1 protein-coding gene is annotated in these 20,457 nt (G+C 70.1%); it reads left to right on the forward strand.

What is annotated here, in order from left to right; genetic code table 11:
- Nucleotides 1–20,457 (forward strand): SDR family NAD(P)-dependent oxidoreductase (locus AB0F13_RS27255; protein ID WP_362087689.1); only part of this gene is annotated, 20,457 nt, incomplete at both ends.

Below are 20,457 nucleotides of genomic sequence, written 5' to 3' on the forward strand. Positions count from 1 at the left end.
GCGGCTGTCGAGCTGGTCAATACGGATGGCTTCCTCTTCACCGGTCGTCTGTCGGTCCAGTCGCATCCCTGGCTCGCCGATCATGTGGTGATGGGCTCGGTTCTGGTGCCCGGTACGGCGCTCCTGGAGCTGGCCGTCCGTGCGGGTGACGAGGTCGGTTGCGATGCGGTGGAGGAGTTGACGCTTGCCGCGCCGCTGGTGCTGCCCGAGCAGGGTGGCGTCCAGGTGCAGGTGTGGGTCGGTGAACCGGATGAGTCCGGCCGTCGCTCCCTCACTGTTCACTCCCGCCCGGACGGCGCCCAGGAGCAGCCGTGGACCCTGCATGCGCAGGGAACCCTGGCGCTCGAAGCGGCGCCTGTGGTCTTCGACGCTGCGGTGTGGCCGCCGGCTGGGGCACAACCGCTGGATGTGGCCGGCTGCTACGAGCGGTTCGCCGATGCGGGCTTCGAGTACGGCCCGGTGTTCCAGGGCCTGCGGGCGGCATGGCGGCTCGGCGAGGACGTATTCGCCGAGGTCGGCCTGCCTGATGGCGTGGACGGCGGGGCGTTCGGTCTGCACCCCGCGCTGTTCGACGCCGGCCTGCACGCCTTCGCTTTCGGCGGGGATGGCGAACCCGGCGGCGTCCCCTTCTCGTGGAGCGGGGTCACCCTGCACGCCGCGGGCGCGTCCGCCATACGGGTGCGCCTCTCCCGCACCGGTGACGGCGCGGTATCCATCGCGATCACGGACTCCACAGGCGCGCCCGTCGCTTCGGTCGAGTCACTGGTCATTCGTACGATCTCCGCCGACCAGCTCAATGCCGTGGGCCAGGACTCGCTGTTCGAGCTCGAATGGGTTGCTGTCCAGGGCACGGATGATGCCTCCGATGCCCAAGCGTTCACCGCGCCTGCCGTGGAGACGAGCGCGGATCTGCTGTTGCTGGCAGAAGCGGACGAGGGCGACGTTCCGGGCACGGTGCTGGTGTCGCCGGACTTGGCGGTCGGCTCCGGTTCGGGCGCGGGCTCGGGTTCGGGTTCGACTGTGGTGGAGTCGGTTCATGGGGCTGTGTCGCGGGCGCTGGGGCTGGTGCAGTCGTGGCTGGCCGATGAGCGGTTCGCGGAGTCGCGTCTGGTGTTCGTGACGCGGGGCGCGATGACGGGTGAGGACCTTGCCGGGGCTGCGGTGTGGGGCCTGGTCCGCTCGGCGCAGCTGGAGAACCCGGGACGATTCGGCCTGGTGGACCTCGACGGTGAGGAAGGCCCCTCATCGGCTCTGCTGCAGCAGGCGCTCACTGTCGACGAGCCGCAGTTGGTGGTCCGTGATGGTGAGGTGCTGGCGGCCCGGCTTGCTCGGGTGCCTGTGCCGGTGTCGGCGTCGTCGGCGGGTCCGGTGTGGGGTGCGGACGGCACGGTACTGATCACCGGTGGCACGGGTGGTCTGGGTCGTGTGGTGGCCCGGCACCTGGTGGCCGCGCATGGTGTGCGGAGTCTGCTGCTGGTCAGCCGTCGCGGCCCGGAAGCCGAGGGCGCCGAGGAACTGATCGCCGAGCTGGCTGCTGACGGTGCCGCCGCGACCATCGTCGCCTGCGACGTCACGGACCGTGCGGCGGTGGCAGAACTGATCGGGCGGTATCCGGTCTCGGCTGTGGTGCACACCGCCGGTGTGATCGACGACGGTGTCATCGGCGCCTTGACGCCGGAGCGGCTGGCGGCCGTGCTGCGCCCGAAGGTGGACGCGGCGTGGAACCTGCATGAGGCCACCAAGGAGCTGGATCTCTCGGCGTTCGTGGTCTTCTCGTCCGTGGCGGGCACCTTCGGCAGCGCAGGCCAGGGCAACTACGCCGCGGGCAACGCCTTCCTGGACGCGCTCGCACGGCTCCGCCACGCAGAGGGCCTGCCGGGCGTATCGCTGGCATGGGGTCCCTGGACCCAGGACGGCGGAATGACCGGCACCCTCTCCGAGGCCGACATCCAGCGGATCAACCGGGCAGGCATGCCGCCGCTGTCGGTCGAGCAGGGGCTGGCGCTGTTCGACGCGGCACTGTCCGGGGCGGAGCCGGCTCTCCTGCCGGTGCGCCTCGACCTGGCCGCGCTGCGGGCACAGGGGGAGGTTCCCGCGTTGTTGCGCGGCCTGATCCGGACCCGCACGCGCCGGGCAGCGGTCGCCGGATCGGCCGCTACGGCAGGTCTGGTGCAGCGGTTGGCGGGGCTGGCGGTGGCCGAGCGTCGTGAGGTGTTGCTGGACCTGGTGCGTGGGCAGATCGCGGTGGTACTGGGGCATGCGGATGCGCAGACGGTGGATCCGACCCGCGCATTCCAGGACCTCGGGTTCGACTCCCTGACGGCAGTCGAGCTGCGGAACCGCCTGGGCTCGGTGACCGGGCTGCGCCTTCCGGCAACCGCAGTATTTGATTACCCGACCGCGAACGCTCTCGTGGGCTTCCTGCTGGACGAACTGCTCGGCACGGAACCGGCGGACGCCTCGGTGTTGGTGCCGGTGGGTGTGTTGCCGCCGGTGGCTGATGACCCGGTGGTGATCGTGGGTATGAGTTGCCGATATCCGGGTGGTGTGTCCTCGCCCGAGGATCTGTGGCGGCTGGTGTCCGAGGGTGTGGACGCGGTGGGTGAGTTCCCCGCCGACCGCGGCTGGGACGTGGAGGCGTTGTACAACGTGGACCGGGAGGTGCCGGGTACGTCGTATACGCGGTCCGGTGGGTTCTTGTACGAGGCGGGGGAGTTCGATCCCGACTTCTTCGGAATGAGTCCTCGTGAGGCGTTGGCGACGGATTCGCAGCAGCGTTTGTTGCTGGAGACGACGTGGGAGGCGTTGGAGCGGGCGGGTATCGACCCGGTGTCGTTGCGGGGCAGCCAGACGGGCGTCTTCGCTGGTGTGATGTACAACGACTACGCCAATCTGTTGTCGGGGCCCGAGTTCGAGGGTTACCAGGGCAGTGGCAGCGCGGGCAGTGTGGCATCTGGCCGGGTGTCCTACACCTTCGGTTTCGAGGGTCCGGCGGTCACCGTGGACACGGCCTGCTCGTCGTCGCTCGTCGGCATGCACTTGGCGGCGCAGGCTCTGCGGTCGGGGGAGTGCTCGCTGGCGGTTGCCGGTGGTGTGACGGTGATGTCGACTCCGATGACGTTCGTCGAGTTCTCGCGGCAGGGCGGGTTGTCGGCGGATGGCCGGTGCCGTTCGTTCGCCGATACGGCGGATGGTGTGGGCTGGTCCGAGGGTGTCGGCATGCTGGTGCTCGAGCGGCTGTCGGATGCCCGTCGCAATGGCCATCGTGTGTTGGCTGTGGTGCGTGGTTCGGCGGTGAATCAGGATGGTGCGTCGAATGGTTTGACGGCGCCGAACGGTCCGTCGCAGCAGCGGGTGATCCGGCAGGCGTTGGCGAGTGGCGGGTTGTCCGCTGCGGATGTCGACGTGGTGGAGGCGCACGGTACGGGTACGACGCTGGGTGACCCGATCGAGGCACAGGCGCTGCTGGCGGCCTACGGGCAGGGTCGGCCGGAGGGCCGGCCGTTGTGGCTGGGCTCGGTGAAGTCGAACATCGGTCACACGCAGGCTGCGGCTGGTGTTGCCGGTGTGATCAAGATGGTCATGGCGATGCGGCATGGTGTGCTGCCGCAGACACTGCACGTAGACGAGCCTTCCACGCACGTGGACTGGAGCGCGGGAGCGGTAGAGCTTCTGGCCGACCGCCTTGCGTGGCCCGAAGGCAACAGGCCGCGCCGGGCGGGCGTGTCCTCGTTCGGCATCAGTGGCACCAACGCTCACGTGATCCTGGAGCAGCCCGAGCCGGCCGAGGTGCCGGCACAGGAGGACAGGCCTGCGGTCGAGCCCGGTGTGGTGCCGTGGGTGCTGTCGGGCAGGACCGAGGCGGCACTGCGCGCACAGGCCGCACGCCTCCTGAAGCACGTCGAGGGGCGGCCGGACCTGTCCTCCGCGGACATCGGCTTCTCGCTCGTGACGAACCGGTCTTCCTTCACCCACCATGCGGTCGTCCTGGCCGCGAATCCGGACGATGCCGAGCGGGCTCTGTCGGCATTGTCGGCGGGTGAGGCAGCCGCGGGCGTGGTGGAAGGCCTGGTGCGCCCGGGCCGGTCTGCGTTCTTGTTCTCGGGTCAGGGTTCGCAGCGGTTGGGGATGGGGCGGGAGTTGTACGGCCGGTTCCCGGTGTTCGCTGAGGCGCTGGATGCGGTGTGTGCGAAGCTGGACGAGCATCTTGAGCAGCCGGTCGCCCAGGTGATCTGGGGTGATGATGCCGAGCTGGTGAACGAGACGGTGTACGCGCAGGCCGGTTTGTTCGCGGTTGAGGTGGCGTTGTTCCGGTTGGTGGAGTCGTGGGGTGTGCGCCCGGACTACGTGGCCGGTCATTCGATCGGTGAGGTCGCTGCCGCGCATGTGGCGGGTGTGTTTTCTCTGGCTGATGCGTGTGTGTTGGTGGCGGCTCGTGGCCGGTTGATGCAGGCGTTGCCGGTGGGTGGTGCGATGGTGGCCGTGCAGGCTGGTGAGGATGAGGTCCTGCCGCGCCTGACGGATGAGGTTTCCGTCGCGGCCGTCAATGGTCCGACGGCCGTTGTGGTCTCGGGCGCGGAGGACGCTGTTGAGGCGGTCCGGTCGCACTTCGAGGGTCTGGGTCGTAAGACGAGCAGGCTGCGGGTCTCGCACGCGTTCCACTCGCCGTTGATGGAGCCGATGCTGGAGGACTTCCGTAAGGTCGTCGAAGGCTTGTCCTTCGGCCCGGCCACCCTCCCGGTCGTGTCGAACCTGACCGGTGAACTCGCATCGGCCGAGCAGCTGAGCTCTGCTGACTACTGGGTGCGGCACGTGCGCGAGGCGGTCCGTTTCGCCGACGGCATACGTACCCTCCTGGCTGAAGGCGTGACGCGGTTCCTGGAGCTGGGCCCGGACGGAGTCCTGTCCGCCATGGCTCAGGAGTCGGTGACCGACGCCGACACCGCCGTACTCGCCCCCGTACTCCGTAAGAACCGGGCCGAAGAGACGACGGCACTCGCGGCTGTGGCGCAGCTCTACGTCAACGGCGTAGAGGTGGACTGGTCCGCTGTCTTCGCCGGTACGGGTGCCCGGCGCGTCGATCTGCCGACGTATGCCTTCCAGCGGCGGCGGTTCTGGCCGACGGGTTCGCTGGTGCGTGCCGGGGATGTCCGGTTCGCAGGGCTCGGATCGGCCGAGCACCCGATGCTGGGCGCGGCTGTGGAACTGGCAGGCTCGGACGGGTTCCTCTTCACGGGCCGGTTGTCCGTCGAGTCCCACCCGTGGCTCGCCGATCACGTCGTCAAGGGCTCGGTGCTCGTCCCCGGTACGGGTCTGTTGGAGCTGGCCGTCCGTGCCGGCGACGAGGTCGGTTGCGACGTCGTCGAAGAGCTGACGCTTGCCGCGCCACTGCTGCTGCCCGCGCAGGGCGGTGTCCAGATCCAGGTGCGGGTCAGCCTTCCGGACGAAGCCGGACGGCGCGCGCTGAGCGTGCACTCCCGGGCGGAGGGTCACGTCCACGAGTCGTGGCTTCAGCACGCCGCCGGATTCCTGACGACCGGCGCCGTCCCCCCGCAGTTCGATGCCTCGGAGTGGCCGCCTGCCGGTGCCGAGCCGGTGCCGGTCGACGGTGCGTACGAGGCGATGCTTGCGAACGGGTATGGCTACGGCCCGGTGTTCCAGGGGCTGCGGGCGGTGTGGAAGCAGGGCGAGGACCTGTTCGCCGAGGTGGCGTTGCCTGATCAGGCGAAGGACGAGGCCGTGCGCTTCGGCCTGCACCCGGCTCTTCTCGACGCGGCCATGCACGCCGCGATCCTCGTCGGGGACGCCGGTGAGACGGTGATTCCCTTCGCCTGGAACGACGTGTCGTTGTTCGCGGAGGGTGCGTCCGCGGTACGGGTGCGGCTGTCGCGGACAGGCGACGGCAGCCTGTCGCTGGCGGTTGCCGACATGACGGGCCGGCCCGTGCTGTCCGTGGGGTCGGTCGCCGGCCGCCCTGTGTCGGCGGAGCAGTTGGACGCCGGCTCGCGTTCCGGACAGCCCTTGTACGGGATCGAGTGGGCAGCGGTTCGGACGCCGGGCGACGGCGACCTCGACCCCGACCTGTCATGGGCGCACTGGGAAGCAGTGGCGGATCCCGGTACGGACACTGGCACGGACGTGACCGGCGCGGACGTGACCGGCACGGACGTAGTCGTGCTGGACTGCGGTACGACGCCCACGACGGGTGATGTGCCCGCTGACCTCCGCTCGGTGATGCATCACGTCTTGGATGCGGTGCAGCGTTGGCTGGCTGATGAGCGGTTCGCGCATGCCCGCCTGGTCGTGCTGACGCGGAATGCGGTGGCTACCAGCGAAGGTGTGGCGCTGGATGTGGTGCAGGCGCCGGTGTGGGGTCTGGTGCGTTCTGCTCAGGCGGAGAATCCGGGTCGTTTCGTGCTGGTGGACATCGACAGGGAGCCGGAGCCCGGTGAGCGGGTGCTGGCTGCGGTGGTGGCCTCGGGGGAGCCCGAGGTGGCGGTCCGTGGCGAGGAGGTGTTCGTTCCGCGCCTGGCCCGGTTGGTGTCCACCGGGTCGGAGGTCGGGCTGGATGCCGGGGGTGTGGTGGTGATCACTGGTGGTACCGGTGGTCTGGGTGCGGTCGTGGCCCGTTACCTGGTGGCCGAGCGTGGTGTGCGGCATCTGGTGCTGACCAGTCGCCGTGGGCTGCAGGCGCCGGGCGCGGTGGAGCTGGTGGAGGAGCTGGCGGGGCTCGGTGCGCAGGCGCGGGTCGTCGCGTGTGATGTGTCCGACCGGAACGCGCTGGCCGCCCTCCTGGACGAGACCGTTGCCGAGCGACCGCTCACCGCGGTCGTGCACGCGGCCGGAATCGGCGACAACGCCCTGGTGGGCGCGCTCACCCCGGAACGGATGGAGGCGGTGCTGGCGCCGAAGGCCGATGCGGCCTGGTATCTGCATGAGCTGACCCGTGAGATGAACCTGGCGGCCTTCGTCCTCTTCTCCTCCGCCGGCGGTCTCGTTCTGACCGCCGGGCAGGGCAACTACGCCGCAGCCAACGTGTTCCTCGATGCCCTCGCGGCCCACCGCCACGCCGAAGGACTGCCCGCCACTTCTATGGCCTTCAGTCTGTGGGAGGTCGGCGCCGGCCTCGGCGAGCACCTTCGGGACATCGACCGCAAGCGGATGGCGACCCAGGGCGTACCTGTGCTTTCGCACGAGGCAGGACTGCAGCTCTTCGCTGCGGGCCTGCGCTCTGACCGTCCGGCTGTCGTGCCCATCTGCGTGGACGCCGCGGCGCTGCGCGCCCGTACCGACGAAGTGCCCGCGCTGCTGCGCGGCCTGGCACCTGCCATCCGGCGGGCGGCGGCCGCCACCGGTGCGACGGCGGCAGCGCTGGAGGACCGGCTCTCCGGCATGACACCCGGTGAGCGGCACCGCGCCGTGCTGCAGATCGTGCGCACGCAGGTCGCCGCAGTGCTCGGCCACGGCTCGGCCGACGCGATCGGACCGGACCGGGCCTTCCAGGAGCTCGGCTTCGACTCCCTCTCCGCGACCGAACTGCGCAACCAGCTCAACACCATCACCGGCCTGCGCCTGCCGGCCACCCTCGTCTTCGACTACCCCAACGCCCAGTCGGTCACCGAGTACATCGAATCCCTCGTCGGTGGCGGCAGGACCGGAGCAGAGACCCGCGGCGCGCTCAACGCTTCCGTTGCCGGTGAGCGCCCGGCTGACGACGAGCCGATCGCCATCGTCGGCATGGGATGCCGCTACCCGGGAGGCGTCACTTCCCCGGAGGACCTGTGGCAGCTGGTGGTCGACGGGGTGGACACCACCTCCGACCTCCCCGCCAACCGCGGCTGGAACATCGAGGACCTCTACGACCCGGAGCCCGGCAAGGAAGGCAGGAGCTACACGCGCCGGGGCAGCTTCCTCCACGATGCCGCCGACTTCGACCCCGCCTTCTTCGGCATCTCACCGCGCGAAGCGCAGTACATGGACCCGCAGCAGCGCCTGCTGCTGGAAGCCTCCTGGGAGGCGATGGAGCGGGCCGGCATCGACCCGGCAACGCTCAAGGGCAGCCGGACCGGTGTCTTCGCCGGCGTGATGTACCACGACTACGCGTTGAACGTGTCCCCCTCGGGCACCAGCGGCGGCAGCGTCGTATCGGGCCGGGTGTCCTATACCTTCGGGTTCGAGGGCCCGGCGGTGACCGTGGACACGGCGTGCTCGTCATCGCTGGTGGCCCTGCACCTCGCGGTCCAGGCCCTGCGGTCGGGTGAGTGCTCGCTGGCACTGGCCGGCGGGGCGACGGTGATGTCCACGCCGGGCATGTTCATCGAGTTCAGCAGGCAGAGGGGCCTGTCCGCGGACGGCCGCTGCAAGGCGTTCGCAGGTTCGGCGGACGGCGTCGGCTGGTCCGAGGGCGTGGGCGTGCTCCTCGTGGAGCGGCTCTCGGACGCGCAGCGCAACGGGCACCGGGTACTGGCGGTGGTGCGGGGCACGGCCGTCAACCAGGACGGTGCGAGCAACGGCTTCTCCGCCCCCAACGGCCCGGCCCAGCAGCGCGTGATCCGCCAGGCACTTGCCGGTTCGGGGCTCGCGCCGTCCGACATCGACGCGGTGGAAGCACACGGCACGGGAACCACCCTCGGCGACCCGATCGAGGCACAGGCACTGCTGGCGACGTACGGCCAGGACCGGCCCGAGGACCGGCCGCTCCGGCTCGGGTCGATCAAGTCGAACATCGGTCATGCACAGGCCGCCGCCGGGGTCGCCGGCGTCATGAAGATGGTGCTGGCGATGGAGCACGGTCTGCTCCCGCGGACCCTGCACGTGGACGAGCCCTCGCCCCACGTGGACTGGACGGAGGGAGCCGTCGAGCTGCTGACCGAGGCCCGGCAGTGGCCCGACACCGGCCGTCCGCGCCGCGCGAGCGTCTCCGCCTTCGGTATCAGCGGCACCAACGCGCACGTCGTCCTCGAACAGGGACCGGCCGCGCAGGCCGCCCCCGTCGAGCCGACGGCCGACGCACCGGTATCCCTGCCGTGGCTGGTGTCCGCCGCGACCCCCGAGGCCTTGCGGGCACAGGCCGCCCGTCTGCGAACGTTCGTGGAGTCCCGGCCGGAGCTGACCCCGCTGGACATGGCCCACTCCCTTGCCACCACGAGGGCCGCGCTGGAACGCCGCGCGGTCGTCGTCGGAACCGAACGCGACGAACTGCTCAACGGGCTGCGGGCACTGGCCCAGGCCGAACCCGCGCCGGGCGTCTTCACGGCGCCCGCACGGCTCAGTGATTCCACGGCGTTCCTGTTCTCGGGTCAGGGTTCGCAGCGGTTGGGGATGGGGCGGGAGTTGTACGGCCGGTTCCCGGTGTTCGCCGAGGCGCTGGATGCGGTGTGTGCGGGGCTGGACGAGCATCTTGAGCAGCCGGTCGCCCAGGTGATCTGGGGTGATGATGCCGAGCTGGTGAACGAGACGGTGTACGCGCAGGCCGGTTTGTTCGCGGTTGAGGTGGCGTTGTTCCGGTTGGTGGAGTCGTGGGGTGTGCGCCCGGACTTCGTGGCGGGTCATTCGATCGGTGAGGTTGCCGCTGCGCATGTGGCGGGTGTGTTCTCGTTGGCTGATGCGTGTGTGTTGGTGGCGGCTCGTGGCCGGTTGATGCAGGCGTTGCCGGTGGGTGGTGCGATGGTGGCGGTGCAGGCGACCGAGGACGAGGTCCTGCCGCACCTGACGGATGAGGTTTCCGTCGCGGCCGTCAATGGTCCGATGGCCGTTGTGGTCTCGGGCGCGGAGGACGCTGTTGAGGCGGTTCGGTCGCACTTCGAGGGCCTGGGTCGTAAGACGAGCAGGCTGCGGGTCTCGCACGCGTTCCACTCACCGTTGATGGACCCGATGCTGGAGGACTTCCGTAAGGTCGTCGAAGGCCTGTCCTTCGCCACTGCCACTCTCCCGGTCGTGTCGAACCTGACCGGTGTACTCGCTTCGGCCGAGCAGCTGTGTTCCGCGGACTACTGGGTGCGGCACGTCCGTGAGACGGTCCGCTTCGCCGACGGCATCCGCACTCTGCAGAGCCAAGGCGTGACCCGGTTCGTCGAGTTCGGCCCCGACGCCGTACTGACCGGCATGGTGCAGGACTGCCTCGTCGACGACACGGCAGCCGACGACAGCTCCGTTCTCGCCCTGCCGATGCTGCGTAGGGGCAGGGAGGAGGCCGCGACCCTCACGGGCGCGATGGGTCACCTGCACGTCTCCGGAGCGCCGGTGGACTGGCCGGCGTTCTTCGCCGGCACAGGTGCCCGGCCTGTCGATCTGCCGACCTACGCCTTCCAACGCCAGCAGTACTGGGTGAACGCCACCGGCGGGACCGGTGCCGGTGACATGAGCTCTGCCGGTGTGGGTGCCCTGACGCATCCGTTGCTGGGTGCGGTCCTGCGGCTGCCGGAAACGGACGGTGTCGTGCTGACCGGCCGCTTGTCGGTGCAGACGCACCCGTGGCTGGTGGATCACATGGTGCAGGGTTCCGTACTGGTACCGGGCACCGGCCTGGTGGAACTCGCGCTTCGGGCCGGCGACGAGGTCGGCTGCGGCGCCCTGGAGGAACTGACCCTCGCGGCGGCCCTCGTTCTGCCGGAGCGGTGCGGCGTCCAGGTCCAGGTTGTCGTGGGCGCGCCCGAGTCGGGCCGTCGCCCGGTGGCGGTGTACTCACGCCGGGACGACGCGGCCGCCGACGAGCAGACATGGACGCGCCACGCCTCCGGGTTCCTGACCCCAGAAGCCGCCGCCGCGACGTTCGATCTGAGCGAGTGGCCGCCTGCCGGTGCCGAGCCGGTGTCGGTCGATGGTGCGTACGAGGCGATGCTTGCGAACGGGTATGGCTACGGTCCGGTGTTCCAGGGGCTGCGGGCGGTGTGGAAGCAGGGTGAGGACCTGTTCGCCGAGGTGGCGTTGCCTGATCAGGCGAAGGACGAGGCCGTGCGCTTCGGCCTGCACCCGGCTCTTCTCGACGCGGCCATGCACGCCGCGATCCTCGTCGGGGACGCCGGTGAGACGGTGATTCCCTTCGCCTGGAACGACGTGTCGCTGTTTGCGGAGGGTGCGTCCGCGGTACGGGTGCGGCTGTCGCGGACAGGCGACGGCAGCCTGTCGCTGGCGGTTGCCGACGTGGCGGGCCGGCCCGTGCTGTCCGTGGGCTCGATGGTCGGCCGGCCGGTGTCGGCGGAGCAGCTGGAATCCGGTGGCGGCTCGGGTGAGTCGCTGTACGGGATCGAGTGGTCCGCGGTACCGGTGGCGGACGACGCCGGGACGCCCTGGACACCGTGGCAGGCACTCAAGAGCCCACACCCGGACGCGGACGCGGATGCGGGCAGCGAGCCGGTGCCGGACGTGGTGGTTCTTGACTGCGGCACGGCACCCATGACGGGTGATGTGCCGTCCGGGGTGCGGTCGGTGATGCGTCACGTCCTGGATGTGGTGCAGTGCTGGCTGGCCGATGAGCGGTTCGCGCATGCCCGCCTGGTCGTGCTGACGCGGAATGCGGTGGCCACCGGCGAAGGTGTGGCGGTGGATGTGGTGCAGGCGCCGGTGTGGGGTCTGGTGCGTTCTGCTCAGGCGGAGAATCCGGGTCGTTTCGTGCTGGTGGACATCGACAGGGAGCCGGAGCCCGGTGAGCGGGTGCTGGCTGCGGTGGTGGCCTCGGGGGAGCCCGAGGTGGCGGTCCGTGGCGAGGAGGTGTTCGTTCCGCGCCTGGCCCGGTTGGTGTCCACCGGGTCGGAGGTCGGGCTGGATGCCGGGGGTGCGGTGGTGATCACTGGTGGTACCGGTGGTCTGGGTGCGGTCGTGGCTCGTTACCTGGTGGCCGAGTGTGGTGTGCGGCATCTGGTGCTGACCAGTCGTCGCGGGCTCCGGGCGCCGGGCGCGGTGGAGCTGGTGGAGGAGTTGGCGGGGCTCGGTGGGCAGGCGCGGGTCGTCGCGTGTGATGTGTCCGACCGGAACGCGCTGGCCGCCCTCCTGGACGAGACCGTTGCCGAGCGACCGCTCACCGCGGTGGTGCACGCGGCCGGGGTGGGTGACAGTGCTCTGGTCGGCGCATTGACGCCGGAGCAGGTGGAGGCGGTGCTGGCTCCGAAGGCCGATGCGGCCTGGTATCTGCATGAGCTGACCCGTGAGATGGACCTGGCGGCCTTCGTCCTCTTCTCCTCCGCCGGCGGTCTCGTTCTGACCGCTGGGCAAGGCAACTATGCCGCAGCCAACGTGTTCCTCGATGCTCTTGCGGCCCACCGCCACGCCGAGGGACTGCCGGCGACGGCCATGGCCTTCGGCCTGTGGGAGGTCGGCGCCGGCCTCGGCCAGTACCTGAGCGACATCGACCGCAAGCGGATGGCGACCCAGGGCGTACCGGCGCTGTCGTACGAATCCGGGCTGGAGCTGTTCGCGGCCGGTCTGCGCTCGGACCGCCCCGCCGTCGTGCCCATCCGCGTGGACGCCGCGGCGCTGCGCGCCCGTACCGACGAAGTGCCCGCACTGCTGCGCGGCCTGGCACCCGCCATCCGGCGGGCGGCGGCCGCCACCGGCGGTCACGCACCGGTGGACGGGCTCCACCGGCGTCTGGCAGGCCTGACAGCGGCCGAGCGGCACCGGACAGTGCTGCAGATCGTGCGCGAGCAGGTCGCCGCGGTGCTGGGCCACGCCTCGGCGGAGGCCATCGAACCGGGCCGGGCCTTCCAGGAGCTCGGCTTCGACTCCCTGGCCGCGACCGAGCTGCGCAACCAGCTCAACCGCATCACCGGCCTGCGCCTGCCGGCCACCCTCGTCTTCGACCACCCCAACGCCCAGGCCGTCACCGAACACATCGGAACCGAGCTCTCACCGGCCATGGCCGACGGTGCCCGCGAGGTGTCGGGTGAGGACGAGATCCGCCAGGCGCTGCAGACGATCCCGACAAGCCGGCTGCGCGACGCGGGCTTGATGGACAGCCTCCTCGAACTCGCGGAAGCACGTGGCCTGTCGTCCGTGCCGGAAGACGACAAGTCGCCCGGCGCCGAGGACACCGAAGAGGACACCGGCGGTTCGGCGCTGCGCGCGGCCCGCGAGGAGACCGCGCGGCTGCGCGAGCACAACCGCAAGCTCTCCGCCACACAGCACGAGCCGATCGCCATCGTCGGAATGGCCTGCCGCTACCCGGGCGGGGTGACAAGCCCGGAGGACCTCTGGCGGCTGGTGATGTCCGGAAGCGACGCGATCTCCGCGTTCCCGGCCGACCGCGGCTGGGACGGCCTCCCGGACACGGGCCCCTACGCCCGCGAAGGCGGCTTCCTGGACTCGGTGGCGGACTTCGACCCCGGCTTCTTCGGGATCTCGCCGCGCGAGGCACTCGCCATGGACCCGCAGCAGCGGCTGACGCTCGAACTGTCCTGGGAGGCACTGGAGCGGGCCGGCATCGACCCCACATCCCTGAAGGGCACCCGGACCGGTGTCTTCGCCGGTGTGATGTACCACGACTACCCCGGCAGCGACGGAAACGGCAGCGTCGTCTCCGGCCGGGTCGCCTACAAGCTGGGCCTGGAAGGCCCTGCGGTCTCGGTGGACACCGCTTGCTCCTCCTCACTGGTCGCGCTGCACCTCGCGGTGCAGGCCCTGCGCCAGGGCGACTGCTCCCTGGCCGTCACGGGCGGTGTCACGGTCCTGTCGACGCCCGGCGTGTTCGCCGAGTTCGGCCGTCAGGGCGCTCTCGCCTCGGACGGCCGGTGCAAGTCCTTCGCCTCGGCCGCCGACGGGACCGGATTCTCCGAGGGCGCAGGATTCCTCGTGGTCGAAAGGCTGTCGGACGCCGTACGCAACGGCCATCCCGTACTGGCCGTGGTGCGGGGGTCGGCCGTCAACCAGGACGGTGCCAGTAACGGGCTCACCGCCCCGAACGGGCCCGCCCAGCGCCGTGTGATCCGGCAGGCCCTCGCCAACGCGCGCCTGTCCGCCGACCAGATCGACGTCGTCGAGGCACACGGCACCGGCACGACTCTGGGTGACCCGATCGAGGCACAGGCGCTGCTGGCGACGTACGGCCAGGACCGGCCCGGCGACCAGCCGCTGTGGCTGGGCTCGGTGAAGTCGAACATCGGCCACACGCAGGCCGCGGCAGGCGTCGCCGGTGTGATCAAGATGGTCATGGCCATGCGCCATGGCGTCCTGCCGTCGACGCTCCATGTGGACGAACCGACCGCCCAGGTGGACTGGTCGGCCGGGGCCGTGAAGCTCCTGACCGACACCACGGACTGGCCTGTCAGCGGCCATCCGCGACGTGCGGGCGTGTCGTCGTTCGGCATCAGCGGCACCAACGCGCACGTGCTGGTCGAGCAGGCACCGGCACTCACCCCGGCCGCGGCCGACGACACGGAAGCGACAACTCCCGTGGTGCCCTGGCTGCTCTCCGCCCAGGACGAGAACGCCCTGCGTGCGCAGGCGGAGCGCCTGCTGTCCCTGGTGGACGGTGACGACACCCTTCGTCCCGCCGACGTGGCGTTCTCCCTGGCGACGACCAGGGCAGCGCTCGAACACCGGGCAATGGTCATCGGCCGTGACAAGCAGGAACTTGTGGCCGGACTCGGTGCGGTGGCGCGCGGAGAAGCGCCCACGGACGTGGAGTCCGAAGGGCTCCTGGCGTTCTTGTTCTCGGGTCAGGGTTCGCAGCGGTTGGGGATGGGGCGTGAGTTGTACGGCCGGTTCCCGGTGTTTGCGGAGGCGCTGGATGCGGTGTGTGCGGGGCTGGACGAGCATTTGGACCGTCCGCTGCGGGATGTGATGTGGGGCGAGGACGGGGGGTTGTTGAGCCGGACGGTGTACGCGCAGGCCGGTTTGTTCGCGGTTGAGGTGGCGTTGTTCCGGTTGGTGGAGTCGTGGGGTGTGCGCCCGGACTTCGTGGCGGGGCATTCGATCGGTGAGGTTGCTGCTGCGCATGTGGCGGGTGTGTTCTCGTTGGCTGATGCGTGTGCGTTGGTGGCGGCTCGTGGCCGGTTGATGCAGGCGTTGCCGGTGGGTGGTGCGATGGTGGCGGTGCAGGCGACCGAGGACGAGGTCCTGCCGCACCTGACGGATGAGGTTTCCGTCGCGGCCGTCAATGGTCCGATGGCTGTTGTGGTCTCGGGCGCGGAGGAGGCTGTTGAGGCGGTTCGGTCGCACTTCGAGGGTCTGGGTCGTAAGACGAGCAGGCTGCGGGTCTCGCACGCGTTCCACTCGCCGTTGATGGAGCCGATGCTGGAGGACTTCCGCGAGGTTGTGGCGGGCTTGTCCTTCGGCCCGGGCACCCTCCCGGTCGTGTCGAACCTGACCGGTGAACTCGCTTCGGCTGAGCAGCTGAGCTCTGCTGACTACTGGGTGCGGCATGTGCGCGAGGCGGTCCGTTTCGCTGATGGTGTGCGGGCGCTGCGGACCGAGGGCGTGACGCGGTTCCTGGAGCTGGGCCCGGACGGTGTCCTGTCCGCCATGGCCCAGGAGTCGGTGACCGACGCCGACACCGCCGTACTCGTCCCCGCACTGCGCAAGGGCCGAGCCGAGGAACTCTCGATCGTGGACGCCGTCGCGCGGCTGCACTTGTCCGGCGTGCATGTCGACTGGGCAGCGTTCTTCGCCGGTACCGGCGTTCGCCGCGTCGATCTGCCGACCTACGCCTTCCAGCACCAGAGGTTCTGGCCCGCTGTGATGACGATGGGCGGCACCGCCGAGGCCGTGGGGCTGAGGGCCGCCGAGCATCCGCTGCTCAGCGGGGCTGTCGAGCTGGCAGGCTCGGACGGGTTCCTGTACACCGGCCGGCTCGGGGTGCAGTCGCATCCCTGGCTCGCCGATCACGTGGTGATGGGCTCGGTGCTGGTGCCCGGTACGGCGCTGCTGGAACTGGTGCTTCACGCCGGTGGCGAGGTCGGTTGCGACGCCGTGGAGGAGCTGACGCTTGCCGCGCCGCTGGTGCTGCCCGAGCAGGGTGGCGTCCAGGTGCAGGTGTGGGTCGGCGAGCCGGACGAATCGGGCCGCCGTGCCGTGACCGTGTACTCCCGCCCGGACGACGCGCAGGAGCAGCTGTGGACGCTGCATGTGAGCGGCGCCCTCATACCGACCGCTGTTGCGACGACGGAGGCGTTCAACGCCGCCGTGTGGCCGCCGACCGGTGCCCAGCCGGTGGATGTGGCCGGCTGCTACGAGCGGTTCGCGGATGCCGGCCTCGAATACGGTCCGGTGTTCCAGGGCCTGCGGGCGGCTTGGCGGCTCGGGGAGGACGTGTTCGCCGAGGTGAGCCTGCCCGACGGTGTCGATGGCGAGGCGTTCGGTCTGCACCCCGCACTGTTCGACGCGAGCCTGCATGCGGTCGCGTTGACCGGACTGCGCGAGGGCAGTCAGGCCGGTGTGCCGTTCTCGTGGAGCGGGGTGTCGCTGTATGCGGCGGGTGCGTCCGCGGTGCGGGTACGTCTGACGCGGACCGGTGACGGTGACCTCTCGATCGCGATTGCGGACACCACGGGTGCGCCGGTCGCGTCGGTCCAATCGCTGGCGGTTCGACCTATCGCCGCTGATCAGCTGAGCGCTGCCGGCAGGGATGCGCTGTTCCGGCTCGATTGGGTTGCCATCCAGGCCCAGGCTCAGGCCCAGGCTCAGGCCCAGGCTCAGGCCTCGGATACCGAGGTGTTTACCGGACCGTCGGTGGAGACCGGTGCGGATCTGACAGCGCTGGCCGATGCAGAAGCACCCGTACCGGACATCGTGCTGGTGTCGGTGACCGGCTCCGGTGCGATGGTGGAGTCGGTTCACGCGGTGACGTCGCGGGTGCTGGAACTGGTGAAGTCGTGGCTGGTGGAGGAGCGGTTCGCGGGGTCCCGTCTGGTGTTCGTCACCCGTGGTGCGATGGCCGGTGAGGATCTTGCTGCGGCTGCGGTGTGGGGTCTGGTGCGGTCGGCGCAGGCGGAGAATCCGGGCCGGTTCGGTCTGGTGGATCTCGGCGGTGGCGAGGGTGCCTCGGAGGTTTTGTCGAAGGCGCTTGCTCTCGACGAGCCGCAGCTGTTGGTGCGTGACGGTGAGGTGCTGGCGCCGCGACTGGCCCGGGTGCCCGCTGTGGCCGGTCCGGCCAGTCCTGCCGGTCCGGTGTGGGGTGCGGACGGCACGGTGCTGATCACCGGTGGCACCGGTGGTCTGGGTCGTGTGGTGGCCCGGCACCTGGTGGCCGGGCATGGTGTGCGGAGTCTGCTGCTGGTCAGCCGCCGGGGCCCGGACGCTGAGGGCGCCGAGGAACTGGTTGCGGAGCTGAAGCAGCAGGGTGCGGATGTTGCCGTCGAAGCGTGTGACGTGACGGACCGGGACGCGGTCGCCGGGCTCGTTGCGCGTCACCCCGTCTCGGCTGTGGTGCACACCGCCGGTGTACTGGACGACGGCGTGATCGGGTCCCTGACCCCGGAGCGGCTGGCGGCCGTGCTGCGCCCGAAGGTGGACGCGGCCTGGAACCTGCATGAGGCCACCAAGGACCTGGATCTCTCCGCGTTCGTGGTCTTCTCGTCCGTGGCGGGCACCTTCGGCAGCCCGGGCCAGGGCAACTACGCCGCGGGCAACGCCTTCCTGGACGCGCTCGCACGGTTCCGCCGAGCAGAGGATCTGCCGGGCGTATCGCTGGCATGGGGGCCCTGGACCCAGGACGGCGGAATGACCGGGGCGCTGAGCGAGGACGACGTCGAGCGGATGACCCGGGCGGGCATGCCCCCGCTGTCGGTGGAGCAGGGCCTGGCGCTGTTCGACGCAGCGCTGTCCGGGTCGGAGCCGGCCGTACTGCCGGTGCGCCTCGACCTGGCAGCCCTCCGGGCACAGGAGGAGATCCCTGCCCTGCTGCGCGGGCTCATCCGCAGCCGTGGCCGCCGGCCGGCGACGGCCGGTGCCGGTGCGGCCGCCGGGCTGGTGCAGCGCCTGACGGGGCTGGCCGGGCCCGAGCGGTACGAGCTGCTGCTCGATGTCGTGCGCGGTCAGATCGCACTGGTGCTTGGACACTCAGGGGTCGCGGAAGTGGACCCGTCCAAGGCCTTCCAGGACCTCGGGTTCGACTCCCTGACGGCAGTTGAGCTGCGGAACCGCCTGGGCTCGGTGACCGGGCTGCGGCTTCCGGCGACGGCGGTGTTCGACTACCCCAACGCGAACGCTCTTGTGGGCTTCCTGCTGGACGAACTGCTCGGCACGGAACCGGCGGACGCCTCGGCGCTGGTGCCGGTGCGGGTGCTGCCGCCGGTGGCCGACGACCCGGTAGTGATCGTGGGCATGAGCTGCCGGTATCCGGGTGGTGTGTCCTCGCCCGAGGATCTGTGGCGGCTGGTGTCCGAGGGTATGGACGCGGTGGGTGAGTTCCCCGCCGACCGCGGCTGGGACGTCGAGGCGCTCTACAACCCGGACCCCGACCACACAGGGACGGTCTACACCCGCTCGGGCGCGTTCCTTCGGGAGGCGGGGGAGTTCGACCCTGACTTCTTCGGGATGAGTCCTCGTGAGGCGTTGGCGACGGATTCGCAGCAGCGTTTGCTGCTGGAGACGACATGGGAGGCGTTGGAGCGGGCGGGTATCGACCCGGTGTCGTTGCGGGGCAGCCAGACGGGCGTCTTCGCTGGTGTGATGTACAACGACTACGCCAATCTGTTGTCGGGGCCCGAGTTCGAGGGTTACCAGGGCAGTGGCAGCGCGGGCAGTGTGGCATCCGGCCGGGTGTCCTACACCTTCGGTTTCGAGGGTCCGGCGGTCACCGTGGACACGGCCTGCTCGTCGTCGCTCGTCGGCATGCACTTGGCGGCGCAGGCCCTGCGGTCGGGGGAGTGCTCGCTTGCGGTCGCCGGTGGTGTGACGGTGATGTCGACACCGACGACGTTCATCGAGTTCTCACGGCAGCGAGGGCTCTCCCCGGACGGGCGGTGCAAGGCATTCTCGGACTCGGCGGACGGCGTCGGCTGGTCCGAGGGTGTCGGCATGGTGGTGCTGGAGCGGTTGTCCGATGCTCGCCGTAACGGTCATCGTGTGTTGGCTGTGGTGCGTGGTTCGGCGGTGAATCAGGATGGTGCGTCGAATGGTTTGACGGCGCCGAACGGTCCGTCGCAGCAGCGGGTGATCCGGCAGGCGTTGGCGAGTGGCGGGTTGTCCGCTGCGGATGTCGACGTGGTGGAGGCGCACGGTACGGGTACGACGTTGGGTGACCCGATCGAGGCACAGGCGCTGCTGGCGGCCTACGGGCAGGACCGGCCGGAGGACCGGCCGTTGTGGCTGGGCTCGGTGAAGTCGAACATCGGTCACACGCAGGCTGCGGCAGGTGTCGCCGGTGTGATCAAGATGGTCATGGCGATGCGGCATGGTGTGCTGCCGAAGACCCTGCACGTGGACGAGCCGTCGTCACACGTGGACTGGAGCGCCGGAGCCGTCGAACTGCTGACGCAGCGGACGGCTTGGCCCGAGAGCGGCCGACCGCGGCGCGCGGCTGTCTCCTCCTTCGGCATCAGCGGCACAAATGCCCATGTGGTGCTGGAACAGCCCGAGAGCATCGAGGCGTTGGTCGAGGAGGACGGGCCTGCGGTCGAGCCCGGTGTGGTGCCGTGGGTGCTGTCGGGCAAGACCGAAACGGCGCTGCGCGATCAGGCCGCGCGCCTGCTCTCGCACCTGACCCACCGGGGCGAGCAGCGTCTCGCGGACATCGGTCTCTCGTTGGCAACGGAACGTTCGAGCTTCACGTATCGCGCCGTGGTGCAAGCCGCGAATCCGGACGATGCCGAGCGGTCTCTGTCGGCCTTGGCGGCGGGTGAGGCGGCCGCGGGCGTGGTGGAAGGCCTCGTGCGCCCGGGCCGGTCTGCGTTCTTGTTCTCGGGTCAGGGTTCGCAGCGGTTGGGGATGGGGCGGGAGTTGTACGGCCGGTTCCCGGTGTTCGCCGAGGCGCTGGATGCGGTGTGCGCGAAGCTGGACGAGCACCTTGAGCAGCCGGTCGCCCAGGTGATCTGGGGTGATGATGCCGAGCTGGTGAACGAGACGGTGTACGCGCAGGCCGGTTTGTTCGCGGTTGAGGTGGCGTTGTTCCGTCTGGTGGAGTCGTGGGGTGTGCGCCCGGACTACGTGGCCGGTCATTCGATCGGTGAGGTCGCTGCCGCGCATGTGTCCGGGGTGTTCTCCCTCGCCGATGCGTGTGCGTTGGTGGCGGCTCGTGGCCGGTTGATGCAGGCGTTGCCGGTGGGTGGTGCGATGGTGGCCGTCGGGGCTGGTGAGGACGAGGTCCTGCCGCACCTGACGGATGAGGTTTCCGTCGCGGCCGTCAATGGTCCGATGGCCGTTGTGGTCTCGGGCGCGGAGGACGCTGTTGAGGCGGTTCGGTCGCACTTCGAGGGTCTGGGTCGTAAGACGAGCAGGCTGCGGGTCTCGCACGCGTTCCACTCGCCGTTGATGGAGCCGATGCTGGCGGGCTTCCGCGAGGTTGTGGCGGGTCTGTCCTTTGGT

This window comes from Streptomyces sp. NPDC026206 (assembly GCF_040638465.1).
Lineage (GTDB): Bacteria > Actinomycetota > Actinomycetes > Streptomycetales > Streptomycetaceae > Streptomyces.